This is a genomic window from Hylemonella sp. GW821-FHT10B10, assembly GCF_059415585.1.
The window spans coordinates 33412-44910 of sequence record NZ_JBWKNN010000005.1 but is presented as its reverse complement, the minus strand read 5'-3'; the positions used below and the strand labels follow the sequence as shown (position 1 = coordinate 44910).

14 protein-coding genes are annotated in these 11499 nt (G+C 67.7%); 5 read left to right on the top strand and 9 right to left on the bottom strand.

Annotated features, from left to right (window positions below; all coding sequences use genetic code 11):
- Window positions 1-4: 4 nt before the first annotated feature.
- Window positions 5-799 (top strand): ABC transporter ATP-binding protein, encoded by a 795-nt coding sequence (locus tag AC07NT_RS17885; protein WP_498600291.1) that lies wholly within the window; start codon window positions 5-7, stop codon window positions 797-799.
- Between the two features lie 42 nt (window positions 800-841).
- Window positions 842-1285, top strand: a complete 444-nt coding sequence (cynS, locus tag AC07NT_RS17880; RefSeq protein ID WP_498600289.1) for a cyanase — start codon at window positions 842-844, stop codon at window positions 1283-1285.
- A gap of 7 nt (window positions 1286-1292) precedes the next feature.
- Here the strand turns inward: cynS and AC07NT_RS17875 are convergent, their stop codons facing one another.
- Window positions 1293-1511: a SlyX family protein gene (locus AC07NT_RS17875; protein WP_498600288.1), complete on the bottom strand. Its 219-nt coding sequence runs from the start codon at window positions 1509-1511 to the stop codon at window positions 1293-1295.
- Between the two features lie 327 nt (window positions 1512-1838).
- On the opposite strand from AC07NT_RS17875, the gene AC07NT_RS17870 reads away from it, so the two are divergent.
- Entirely contained in the window at window positions 1839-2279 is a 441-nt protein-coding gene (locus AC07NT_RS17870) for a PilZ domain-containing protein (RefSeq protein ID WP_498600287.1), read from the top strand.
- Between the two features lie 23 nt (window positions 2280-2302).
- Here AC07NT_RS17870 and AC07NT_RS17865 read toward each other — a convergent pair whose 3' ends face one another.
- Window positions 2303-3262: a LysR substrate-binding domain-containing protein gene (locus tag AC07NT_RS17865; protein WP_498600286.1), complete on the bottom strand. Its 960-nt coding sequence runs from the start codon at window positions 3260-3262 to the stop codon at window positions 2303-2305.
- 123 nt (window positions 3263-3385) lie between these two features.
- On the opposite strand from AC07NT_RS17865, the gene AC07NT_RS17860 reads away from it, so the two are divergent.
- Complete coding sequence (locus AC07NT_RS17860; protein WP_498600285.1) at window positions 3386-3847, top strand: DUF2917 domain-containing protein; 462 nt, start codon at window positions 3386-3388, stop codon at window positions 3845-3847.
- A gap of 18 nt (window positions 3848-3865) precedes the next feature.
- On the opposite strand, the gene AC07NT_RS17855 is transcribed toward AC07NT_RS17860, so the two are convergent.
- The 6 genes from AC07NT_RS17855 to AC07NT_RS17830 all read right to left on the bottom strand — a co-directional run bounded on the left by AC07NT_RS17855 (window position 3866) and on the right by AC07NT_RS17830 (window position 8833).
- A complete protein-coding gene (locus AC07NT_RS17855; protein WP_498600283.1) occupies window positions 3866-4333 on the bottom strand; it encodes a DUF3237 domain-containing protein in 468 nt (155 codons plus the stop codon).
- Window positions 4334-4377: 44 nt separating this feature from the next.
- Complete coding sequence (locus tag AC07NT_RS17850) at window positions 4378-5046, bottom strand: histidine phosphatase family protein (protein WP_498600282.1); 669 nt, start codon at window positions 5044-5046, stop codon at window positions 4378-4380.
- A 67-nt stretch (window positions 5047-5113) separates the two neighbouring features.
- Entirely contained in the window at window positions 5114-5782 is a 669-nt protein-coding gene (locus AC07NT_RS17845) for a VOC family protein (RefSeq protein ID WP_498600280.1), read from the bottom strand.
- Window positions 5779-6702: a PhzF family phenazine biosynthesis protein gene (locus tag AC07NT_RS17840; RefSeq protein ID WP_498600278.1), complete on the bottom strand. Its 924-nt coding sequence runs from the start codon at window positions 6700-6702 to the stop codon at window positions 5779-5781. Before AC07NT_RS17840 ends, AC07NT_RS17845 begins: the two co-directional genes overlap by 4 nt.
- The gene (locus tag AC07NT_RS17835; RefSeq protein WP_498600277.1) at window positions 6699-7895 is read right to left on the bottom strand and encodes an aminotransferase-like domain-containing protein; all 1197 of its coding nucleotides are present in this window, start codon (window positions 7893-7895) and stop codon (window positions 6699-6701) included. Before AC07NT_RS17835 ends, AC07NT_RS17840 begins: the two co-directional genes overlap by 4 nt.
- The gene (locus AC07NT_RS17830) at window positions 7892-8833 is read right to left on the bottom strand and encodes a DMT family transporter (protein WP_498600275.1); all 942 of its coding nucleotides are present in this window, start codon (window positions 8831-8833) and stop codon (window positions 7892-7894) included. The genes AC07NT_RS17835 and AC07NT_RS17830 overlap by 4 nt, the downstream gene beginning before the upstream one ends.
- 110 nt (window positions 8834-8943) lie before the next feature.
- On the opposite strand from AC07NT_RS17830, the gene AC07NT_RS17825 reads away from it, so the two are divergent.
- A complete protein-coding gene (locus AC07NT_RS17825) occupies window positions 8944-10365 on the top strand; it encodes an aminotransferase-like domain-containing protein (protein WP_498600274.1) in 1422 nt (473 codons plus the stop codon).
- Here the strand turns inward: AC07NT_RS17825 and AC07NT_RS17820 are convergent.
- Window positions 10354-11496 (bottom strand): HDOD domain-containing protein, encoded by a 1143-nt coding sequence (locus AC07NT_RS17820; protein WP_498600273.1) that lies wholly within the window; start codon window positions 11494-11496, stop codon window positions 10354-10356. The two genes, AC07NT_RS17825 and AC07NT_RS17820, sit on opposite strands and share 12 nt — an antisense overlap.
- Between the last annotated feature and the right edge of the window lie 3 nt (window positions 11497-11499).

The window sequence follows — 11499 nt, the reverse complement described above, 5'->3', positions numbered from 1 at the left end:
CGCCGTGAGCGGGTTCCTGAAGATCGAAAAACTGGCCAAGGCCTATGTGGCCGAGCGGCCCGTCTTCGCCGACGTGTCCTTCGCGCTGGACAAGGGTGAGTTCGTTTGCATCATCGGTCATTCGGGTTGCGGCAAAACCACCATCCTCAATGTGCTGGCCGGCCTGGACACGGCCAGCTCGGGCCTGGTCTTCATGGACGGCCGGGAGGTGGTGGGTCCCAGCCTGGAGCGTGGTGTGGTGTTCCAGGGCCATGCTCTCATGCCCTGGCTCACGGTGCGCCAGAACATCGCCTTCGCCGTTCGTTCATGCTGGCCCGAATGGCCGGCGGCCAAGGTCAACGTCCATGTCGAGAAGTTCGTCGCCATGGTGGGTCTCAGCCCCGCCATCGACAAGAAACCCAGCGAACTCTCAGGTGGCATGAAACAGCGTGTGGGCATCGCCCGGGCCTTCTCCATTGCCCCCAAGATGCTGCTGCTGGACGAACCCTTCGGCGCGCTAGACGCGCTCACGCGTGGCACCATCCAGGACGAGCTCATGGGCATCGTCCGCCAGACGCAGCAGACCGTCTTCATGATCACGCACGACGTGGACGAGGCCATCCTGCTGGCCGATCGCATCCTGCTCATGAGCAATGGCAGCGAGCATGAGGGCGTTTACACGCCCGGCGGTATCGCCGAGGTGGTGGTCAACCCGCTGCCGCGCGAGCGCAGCCGTGCCGGCCTGCACCACCTGGACGGCTATTACGAGCTGCGCAACCACATCGTGGATTTCCTGGTCACGCGGGCCACGGCGCATTGACCCATTTTTGCTTTCCCCCAACCACAAGATGAAGGAGTTCACATGAACCGCAACGACGTCACCGAGAAGATCATCACCGTCAAGGTGAGCAAGGGCCTCAAATGGGAAGACGTGGCCAAGAAGGTCGGCCTGAGCAAGGAGTGGGTCACGGCCGGTTGCCTGGGCCAGATGACCTTCGACGCCAAGCAGGCCAAGGTGGTCGCCAAGATCTTCGGCCTCACCGCAGAAGAGCAGAAGTGGCTGCAGGTCGTGCCCTACAAGGGCTCGCTGGAAACCGCCGTGCCGACCGACCCGCTGATCTACCGCTGGTACGAGATCGTCAACGTCTACGGCACCACGATCAAGGAGCTGATCCACGAGGAGTTTGGCGACGGCATCATGAGCGCCATCGACTTCAGCATGGACATCCAGCGCCAGGCCGACCCCAAGGGCGACCGTGTCAACGTGGTGCTATCGGGCAAGTTCCTGCCCTACAAGCAATACTGAACAGACCCTAGTAGTGGGGTGGCAGCTCGTCGCGCAGACTGCGCAGCACGGGCTGGCTGCCTTCGGGCAGCTGCTGGCGCAGGCCCACGACCTCGCGCAGCAACTGTTCGATCTGCTGCTGTTGCCGGTAGATCGTGGTGTTGAGCTGCTCCAGCAGATCTTCGGCATAGCTGGCCTTGATCTCCAGCTCGGTCAGGCGGGCATCGGTGTCTTGCATCGGGTTCATGGCCGTATTGGACCCGAAAAGCCGGCGTGTCGCGCTGCGAAGTACGGGGTGGCCCGATGATTTCCGGCAGCGAAAACCTCGTTCATAGGTCATCGCAGGGCTTAAGGCAAGCGCCCATTTTTCGAGTGTTGCGCTCCGAAGACGCCACACTTCAAGCGATTTCTCAAGTGTCGCCCCTAAGCGCATGGGCTGCCGTGATGCGCGCGTAACAGTCTGATTTTTATGTGTTTTCCACTGGCGTTCCCTGTGCTTTTGCAGCGTGTGGCCCGGACAATAGACGCAGCAACTGCGACAGCGTGAGAGCACAACACAGAAAGGGCGACACCCATGTTCAAGACCTGGAAAAAATTCGCCACCCGCCCCGAGCCCGTCGACGTGGTCGAGGCAGTGCCCGTTTTGAACCGTTCCATGGCCTACCGCCGTTTCCTGCGTTCGGTGTACCAGGCGCCGGCCCGGCTCAATCTCGCGGGGTATATGCGCGAGGTCCAGGTGCTTGATGTCTCCCTCAAGGGAGCGCTGGTCGACATGGGTGCGGCCCTGCCCTGCCCCGTGGGCATGCGCGGCCGCCTGCGTCTGCAGCTCTCTCCCGTCACCTACATCGCCATGGACGTGGCGGTCACGCGTGTGCGGGGCAGCCAGCTGGGCCTGCAGTGCCTGCACATCGACCTCGACAGCGTGACGCACCTGCGCCAGCTGATCGAACGTAACTCCCCGGATCCGACCCTGCTGGTGCGTGAACTCTCGGCGCTTGTCGGCGCTGCGGCCTGAGCCAGGACTTATTCGACACAGCCTCAGCGGTCCTTGCTGATCGCCTGCCGCGTCTGTGCCGCCTGTCCCGCAAGCCATTCGCAAAAAGCCTGCACCTCGGGCCGCGCGTGGCTGTGTGGCGCGGCAATGAGCCAGTAGGCCATGGGCGAGTCCAGGCGCATGCCGGGCAGCACCTCGATCAGATCGCCTGAACGCAGGCTGTCGGCCACCAGAGGCATGCGCGTGAGCGCCACGCCCTGGCCGGCGAGGGCAGCCTGCGCGATCTGGTAGGCGTAGCCGAAGTAGAGCCAACGCTTGGGCTCGAGCTTGCGCAGACGGTAGACGTCGAGCCAGTGGCGCCAGGTCAGCCAGGTCATGGGCTGGCTGTGCTGGGCCTCGTTGGCCTCGATCAACGTGAACTGGGCCAGGTCCTCGGCGCGTTGCAGGGGGCGGCCCTTCTTGAGCAGCCAGGGACTGACCACCGGGGTGAGCTGTTCGTCGAAAAGGTGCACGGCGTGCGCGGGCACGTTGGAGGCCTGGGTGTAGCGCAGCACCAGATCGACGTCGGCGGTGTCGAGGTCGACCAGCGCATCCGAGGCATCGATGCGGATATCGATGTCGGGGTGCTGGCTCTGGAAAGCTTCGAGCCGCGGGATCAGCCACATGGACGCGAAGGAGGCCCAGGTGCTGATGGCCACGCTCTTGCGCCCGGCGCTGCGCCGGATCTGACGCACCGCGCTGTCCATGCGCTCCAGCGAGGGCAGCACGGCCTGCAACAGCTGTGCCCCAGCAGCCGTGAGTTCCACTGCGCGCGTGTGGCGCAAGAACAGGCTCACGCCCACCTCGTCCTCCAGAGCCTGGATCTGGCGCGTCACCGCGCTCTGGGTCAGCGCCAGTTCTTCCGAGGCGGCGCGGAAGTTCAGATGCCGGGCCACGGCCTCGAAGGCGCGCAGCTGGCCCACCCCGATGGGACGGGTGCGAGGCGAGAAATCGGTGGGCGACATGGGGATACCGGTGGGGGCTTGATTGATGCGCTTTGCGAATCAATAGCCTACCCGGATTTCATTAGACGGGCCAGCGGATTTTGCTGATGATGCAATGCCGAACACTCTCAAAAGGAGTTAGTCATGGCATCCCTCGGCGATCACGAATTGCAACAATCATTCGACGCGATCGGTGTCGCGCGATGCTGGAATCTGGCGGCCGGCCAGGTGCTGAGCCTGCGCCCGCGCAGCGCGGGCATGTTGCGCATACGCGAGGGTTGGGCCTGGATCACGCTCGATGAACGGCCCAGCGGACACGGTCCTGACGCGGGGGACTATTTCCTGCTCGTCGGTGACCAGCTGGCGGTGGCGCCCGGACGGCATCTGGTGCTCGAGTCGCTGGACCAGGACGTGCTGAGCTTCGAGTGGCTGCCTGCCACACAGCGCGCATCGCAGCAGCAGCGCGAGCCGCTGCTGCACACGCTGGGGGATCTGCACGCGGCCGCGCAGCTGGCCGGCAGTGCCTTGCTGCGCCTGCTGCGCGGGTTGGTCGCCTATCCGGAACTCCTGCTGCTCGCGGGTTACCGCGGGCTGATGCGCCGGTGAGTTCCTGCGTCGCGCAACTCAGGCTACGGTGAAGAACTGCATCTCGACGCGGTCCGGGCGGCGCACGCCCGTGCCGACGAAGAGCCGCTCGCTGATCCAGCCCAGTGCGGGCGATGCGGTCTCGAAGCTCGGGCTGCAGCGGAAGTAGATCAACTGCGGGTCGACGGCCTCGCCACGGATGAGCCGGCGCATCACCTCGGGCTCGGCCGCACGCACGGCCCGGTTCTGCACGTAGATCAGGTCGCCCGCATCGGTTTCCAGCACATAACGCGCGTCGAGTTCTGCCAGGCGCGGATTGACGATGAGCTGGAAATCGGCACCGCCCGGCAGCACGCGCGCGGTCCAGCCCAAGCCGCGGGCTTCGCCGCCCAGGATGGGGATGAGGCGGCGCACACCATGTACGGTCTGGCCGACTTCCTGGGGCCGGTCCACCGTAACGGACAATTCGGCGAAAAATTCCAGCGTGGGTGGTGTGGGATGTTGCATGGCGCCAGTTTAGGACACGGCGGCATACCCCTGGCAGTCGGCCTTCAGGAGTAGGTCACCCAGTCCGCACGGTCCGGATGGTCCAGGTGCGGCAGGGTGTTGAAGCTCAGCAGGCTGTGACGCTTCGGGTTGTAGTTGAATTCACTGACCGCGCTGTTGCGTATGCGCAGGTTCAGTTCGATCGTCGTTTCGGGCGTGGTGCCCAGCACATGGCCCACAGCGGTGGAGATCGGCCCGCCGCTGGAGACGATCAGCACATTGCCCTCATGGTTCTTGCGCACATGGTCCAGCGCGCCGGTCACGCCGGCCAGAAAGTCTGTGTAGCTGGGCATGCCCCTGGGGCTGACCACGCCATTCATCCATTGGCGCAGGCCGTCGCGCAGCAGGCGGAAATGGTGGCGGTACATCTCGGGCGTGTCGGGTTTCTGCAGCGGATGCGGATGGATGGTCGCGATCACGGCCTCGCTGTCGTATTCGTTGAGGCCGTCAAGGGCCAACACCTGCTGGTCGTAGCCCGCGCCCGCAGCGATGCCGGCCCAGGTCTGCGCGTGACGGCGCAGCGTGCCGGTGAGCACGGCATCGAAGGTGATGCCGCGTTCGCGCCAGTAACGACCCAGGCACTCGCTCTGCTTGCGGCCGAGTTCACTGAGCTGGTCGTAGTCGGCGGCGCCGAAAGAGGCCTGGCCGTGGCGCACAAGGTAGAGGGTTCCCATGCCGGTCATTTTGACAAGGACGACGCGCCGGCGCAGTCGCCCAAGGGACTGATGGCTTGCTATTAAATCAGGAGCAAATTTCGATCAAACTGCGAGGCGTACGCAGTTGCGCCCGCAGCTGCGCCGGACCGGCCTGCACGGATATGCCCGGCAGGTCCAGTGCGCGACAGGCCGTCGCCAGTGCGTCAGCCCGGGGGTGCTGCAAGGCGAAGGACGCCAGGGTGATGCCACTGGCCGGCATGGCGGCGGCCGGATGCACGGCGCCCCACTGGATCAGCGTGGGCAGGGCACCGTCGATCAGGCGCTGCCCGTCTTCGCGCACCGTGATCTGCCATTGCAGCAGGCCCTGCAGGGTGGGACGTGATGCGGCAATGACCGTGCCGCGATCGATGCCCTGCGTCTTCAGCACCGCCACGGCAGCTTGCGCATCGTCCACGCGCGCCGCCCAGTGCGCAAACTGGGGGCCGTCGCGCCGCAAGCGTTCCTGCAGTGCGGGGTCGTCCATGTCGAACCAGCGCCGGCGTGCCGGGGGCGGCGCCGCAGGGTCTATGGCGATGATCTCGAAATAGGCCAGCGGAAAGGCGGGGCTGGCGATGCTGAAGAGCCGGTTGTGCGTGCCCATCAGCGCGTGCTGGCCGCCCGGGCCCGGTGTCACACCCAGTGTGGCCTCGCACCAGGCCACGCCTTCAGCCAGCGAGGACGCGATCACCACCAGGTGGTCGAGCTGTGCACTCACAACAAGACGCTCCCCGTGATGCAGGTCTGCACCTGGCCACCGACCCAGACCTGGCCCTGCGTATCGCGCTCCAGCAGCACGCGCCCGGCCCGGCCCAGGCAGGTGCCTTGCGCGGCCACGTAGCGTGCTGGCAGCCGGCCCTCAGCCATGAGCCACTGGGCCAGGCTGGCATTGAGGCTGCCGGTGACCGGGTCTTCGCTGATGCCCACGGGTGCGGCGAAGGCCCGCACTTCCAGGTCAGGCTCGGCCAGCAGGGGGGCATCGGCGGCGTGTTCAGCAAAGGCGCGGGTCTCGCGGCTGCTGCGCGCGATCAGCTGCACGGCACCGCTGTCTTGCGCGAGCGCGGCCACGCCGACTTTCTGGCCGAGTTCACGCAAGCGCTGGTGTTCAGGTTCCAGCGCCAGCACCGTGTCGACGCTGTCGAGCAGCAGGCCCAGCCAGCGGGGGCCGTTGTCCAGCACCTGCGCGCTGATGATCTGCTGAGCCCGGAGGCCCAGGGCCTGGGTGATCTGGACCAGCAACGCGGGCGCGGGGGTGCTGCGTGTGAGTGGCGGTGCGGCGAAGGCCAGGTGCTGGCCGGCCCGGCGGATGGGGACCAGGCCCACGGCGCATTCCTGCACGATGAGGTCCCTGTTCTTCGGTGCGCCGCCGGTCTCCAGCCAGGCGTGGCAACTGCCCAGCGTGGGGTGGCCGGCAAACGGCAGTTCACCACCCGGGGTGTAGATGCGCACGCGGTAGTCGGCACCGGCCTGCGTGGGCGGCAGCACAAAGGTGGTTTCGGAGAGATTGGTCCAGCGCGCGAAACGCTGCATCTCGTCTTCGCTCAGGCCGCTGCCGTCGAGCACCACCGCCAGGGGGTTGCCCCAGTAAGGCGTGGTCGTGAAGACGTCAACCTGCTTGTAGGCGCGATGGGTGGTCATGTCATGTGCTCCCGAATCACGGCAGCCAGCGCACTCACGCCGCGTTCGATTTCTTCGGCGCTGGCCGTGACGAAGGACAGGCGCAGGGTACGTGCATCGGGGGCGCCAGCGTAGAAGGCCGCGCCCGGCACATAGGCCACGCCGCGCGCCACCGCCTTGGGCAGGAGGGCCGCGGCGTCCAGGCCTGCGGGCAGGCGGGCCCAGAGGAACATGCCGCCCACGGGCCGGTTCCAGCTCACCTCCTTGGGCATGTGATGCGCCAGCGCGGCCAGCATCACATCGCGCTGCGACTTGTAGAGTGCGCGGATGCGCGGCACATGGCGATCGAGGAAACCGTCTTTCATGACTTCGGCCACCACGCGCTGGTTGAAGCCCGGGCTGTGCAGGTCGGCGGCTTGTTTGGCTTGCAGCAGCTTGGGAAATACCTCTTTGGGCGCGACCAGGTAGCCCAGGCGCAGGCTGGGTGCCAGCACCTTGGAAAAGGAACCGAGGTAGACACAGCCGTCCGGATTGCGCGCCGTCAGCGGCGCCGGGGGCGGCTGGTCGAACCAGAGTTCGCCATAGGGGTTGTCCTCGAGCAGGGGCAGGGCCAGCTCGGCCGCGGTGGCGCTGAGCGCGGCACGCCGGGCCTCGCTCATCATGCGGCCGCTCGGGTTCTGGAAGTTGGGCAGCACGTACATGAAACGCGCTGGCGTGCCAGCGGCCTGGACCGCACGCAGCGCGGCGATGTCCACGCCCTCGTCGTCACTGGCCACACTATGCACCTGCGGCTCCATGGGCGCGAAGGCCTGCAGGGCGCCGAGGTAGGTGGGCGTCTCCACCAGGATGCGGCTGCCGGTGTCGATCAGCACCTTGGCGGCCAGGTCCAGGCCCTGCTGCGAGCCGGTGGTGATGAGCACCTGGGCGGGGTCCACCTTCCAGGGCAAGCCGGCGGCCACTATCTCGCGCAGCGGGCCGTAGCCTTCGCTGGCCGCATATTGCAGGGCAGCGTGGGCGTCGTCGCGCAGCACGCGTGCGCAGGCCTGCTCGAATTCCGCGACCGGGAAAGTCTTGGGCGATGGCAGCCCACCGGCAAAGCTGATGATGCCGGGCTGCTCGGTGAGCTTGAGCAGTTCGCGCAGCACCGAGGGGTTCATCAGCGCGGCCCGCTCGGACAGCACCCAGGGCGAGGTGGAGGGGGTGCTCGGTTTCATGGGGGGTTTCCTTCTGGTTCTGGGGCGCGGGAACGGGTTGTGCCGACTGACATTTTGCGCCCGGCAAAGACCACGACGATCACGGCCAGGCCGAAACCCAGCGTGAGGGCGTCGAGCGTTTCGCCCAGCAGGGGGACGGCGAAGAGCATGGAGAGAAAGGGCTGCAGCAGCTGTGACTGGCTCACGCGCACCGTGCCACCCAGGGCCAGGCCTTTGTACCAGGCGAAGAAACCCAGCCACATGGAGAACACGGCGACGTAGGCGAAACCGCCCCAGGCCGCGGCCGAGACCGCTGTGGTGGGCCAGGTCCACAGGGTGAGCGGCAGCGTCAGGGGCAGGGAGAGCAACAAAGCCCAGCAGATCACCTGTTCCGCGGGCAGGTGCTGCGCCAGGCGTGCGCCGTAGCCGTAGCCCAGGGCGGCGGCGAGCATGCCCAGCAACAGGAGCCCGTCGGCCGGGTGCAGCGCCAGGCCCGCGCTGCCCGAGCGCAGCACCGCATAGGTCAGCACCAGTGCCGTGCCGGCCAGCGCGCAGAGCCAAAAGCCGGCCGAGGGGCGCTGGCGCTGCAGCAGCGCCCCTACGGCGGCCGTGGCCAGGGGCAGCACACCGACGATCACACTGGCGTGCACGGCCTCCACATGCCGCATGGCGATCGAGGTGCAGATGGGGAAACCGAAGACCACACCGAGTGCGACCAGGCCCAGCGGCTTCCAGTCGGCGCGGCGCGGCAAGGGTGCGCGCAGGGCCAGCAGGAAGAGGGCGGATAACACGGCCGCCACCACGGCGCGGCCCGTGGCGATGTAGAGGCCCGGGAGCTGCGGGGCGTCGGGCGTGCCCGTGGCCAGGCGGGTCATGGGCAGGGTCAGGGCGAAGACCAGCACGCCCAGCAGGCCGAGGGCCAGGCCGGTGCGCGCCGCGTCAGGACTGGGAGAGTTCATGGACTTGACTTTAGTCCGTGCATCAGCACACTTGCAGTACAGTTTCATGAACAAATGACCAAACTGTATTGTTGTTGCAGGCAGCACAGTGTGGTGTCGCAGGAGGACGCATGCTGACCCCGGGAGCTTCTCTCTCACTGGCCGAGCAACTGGCCGGCCGTTACGCCCAGCGCATCCGTGACCGGCTGCTGGCACCGGGCAGCCGCCTGCCTTCGGTGCGGTTGTGCGCCGCGCAGCAGGGCGTGAGCCCGTCCACCGTGGTCGCGGCTTATGACCAGTTGCTGGCCCAGGGCCTGGTGGAGGCGCGGCGCAACCGCGGCTTCTTCGTGCGCGAGCCCACGCCGGCCTCGCGCCGGGTGGCTCTTGCAGATGGGGCTGCCGCGCCGGCGCCGGTGGATGCAACCGCCCTGATCCGCGCCATGTTCCAGGGCCGCGGCGACCGGCCGCAGCCCGGTACCGGTGTGTTCCCACCCGACTGGCTGGAGACGCCTTTCATGGCCGCGGCTGTGCGCCGTGTTACGGGGCCGGCCTCCCTCAAGGCCCTGTCCCTGCAGTACGGCGACCCGGCCGGTGACGCCGGCCTGCGTCAGGCGTTGGCGCAGAAGCTGGCCGGCCTCAACATCCAGGCCACATCGGCGCAGATCATCACCACGGTGGGGGCCTCGCACGCGCTGGACATTGTGAGCCGCACCTTGCTGCGCGCCGGAGAGCCGGTCATGGTGGAAGAGCCTGGTTGGGCCATCGAGTTCGCGCGCCTGGGCGCTCTGGGCATGCACATCCTGCCGGTGCCGCGCGGCCCCGAGGGGCCGGACCTGGCAGTAATGGCGCGCTACTGCGAGGAACACCGCCCCCGGCTTTTTGTGAGCGTGAGCGTCTTGCACAACCCCACGGGTTACAGCCTCACGCCGGGCAGCGCGCACCGTGTGCTGCAGCTGGCGGCCGCGCACGACTTCCACGTGGTCGAGGACGACACCTACAGCCACCTGGCGCCCGAGCAGGCTACACGCCTGTGCGCGCTCGACGAGTTGCAGCGCACCGTCTACGTCAGCGGGTTCGCCAAGATCCTCGCGCCGGGCTGGCGCATCGGCTACCTGGCTGCGCCCGCGCCCCTGGTTGAGCGCCTGCTCAACACCAAGCTGCTGTCGACGCTGACCACGCCGGGCCTGCTGGAGCAGGCGCTGGCCTGGTGCATCGACCAGGGGCAGCTGCGCCGCCACGCCGAGCGCGTGCGCAGCCGGCTGGACCAGGCGCGTGCGCGCAGTGTCAAGCTGGCGCTGGCCCACGGTTGCACCTTTGCCGCGCCGCCGGCCGGGCTGTTCGGCTGGGTGGACACGGGCATCGACACGGACCTGCTGGCGCAGCGCATGCTCGACGAAGGGTATCTGCTGGCGCCGGGCGCGCTCTTCCATGCCGGCCGCCAGAGCAGCACGCTGATGCGCATCAACTTCGCGACCACGCAGGAAGCGGCGTTCTGGAAGGTGTTTGCGCGCGTGCGTGACGAGCTCGCGGCACGCGGGGGCTCAGCCGCCTAGCCCGGCCAGGCTGCGCAGCAGTGCGCGGTTCACGTCCTGCGGCGCATAACCGTAGCTTTCGCCCAGCAGGCGCGCGCCGCGCGGGGCGGCCGATTCGAGCGCGCGTGCCAACTGCAGGGCCGGGTGATAAGGGCCGCTGTGTTCCAGCAGGGCCTGCAGGATGCGTTGTGAAAGAGGCAGGCGCGGCAGAACGGTGGCCAGGGCCTCACCCTGCAGGCGATCGAGTTGCGAGTACAGGCCGCAGAGATAGACCTCGCGCCGCAGGTCTTCTTCGTCACCGGGGTCGAGCAGCTGCTCGACCAGTCGCGCCCGCGCGACCATGGCCCGGCGCACAGGCTGCAGATCGATGGCGTCGCCGGCCTGGGTCAGTTGGTCCAGCAGCCAAGCCTGCACATGGCGCAGGCCCCAGACCTGCAAACCCTGGTACAGGGTGTCGATCGAGCCACGTTGTTGTGAGGCGGTGGTGTTGACGTGCTGCAGGAAACGGTAACTCAGCACGGGCTCGGCACAGAGCAGGGCCTCGATGCGGTCCAGCGAGGCGTCCTGCTCGATGGCACGCACCACGCGGCTGATCGCGGTGCGGTCGGGCAGCCGTGCTGCAGCTTGCAGTTCGCGCAGCACATCGTCCACGGGCCAGTCGGCCACGGCCCAGGCCTCGCGCTGGTCGAGCGCGCCGGCGGCCTGCGCCCGGCTGGCGGGTGCGTACAGGATCTGCCCCGGCGCCAGGCTGTCGGCCTGGTCGAGGTGGTAGCGGCCGGGCCGTCCGCTGGCCGGCGCGGCCAGGCCTGGGGCATCGGGCCAGAGCAGGGGCAGGCCGCGCGCCTGGGCCTGCTGCGCGCGCGGGCGCAGCACGGCGTCATTCGACACTTCGGGGGGCAGCAGGAGCCAGGGGCCATCGGGCCGGCTGTGCACCAGCAGGTCCAGCAGCAGCGCGGGATCGCGCACGGACAGTAGCAGCTGTGGTGCGCGCGTGGGCCAGAGTTCGTCCAGCAGGGCCAGCAGATGGCGTGCGTCGAGGCCTTGGGCGGCGGGCAGGGATTCGACCCGCAGTTCGACCCCCGCAATGTCGCGGCGGCGGTTCCACAGCAGGCGATAGGCCAGGGTGAGCTGGTCCAGGACGGAGGCGCTCATACC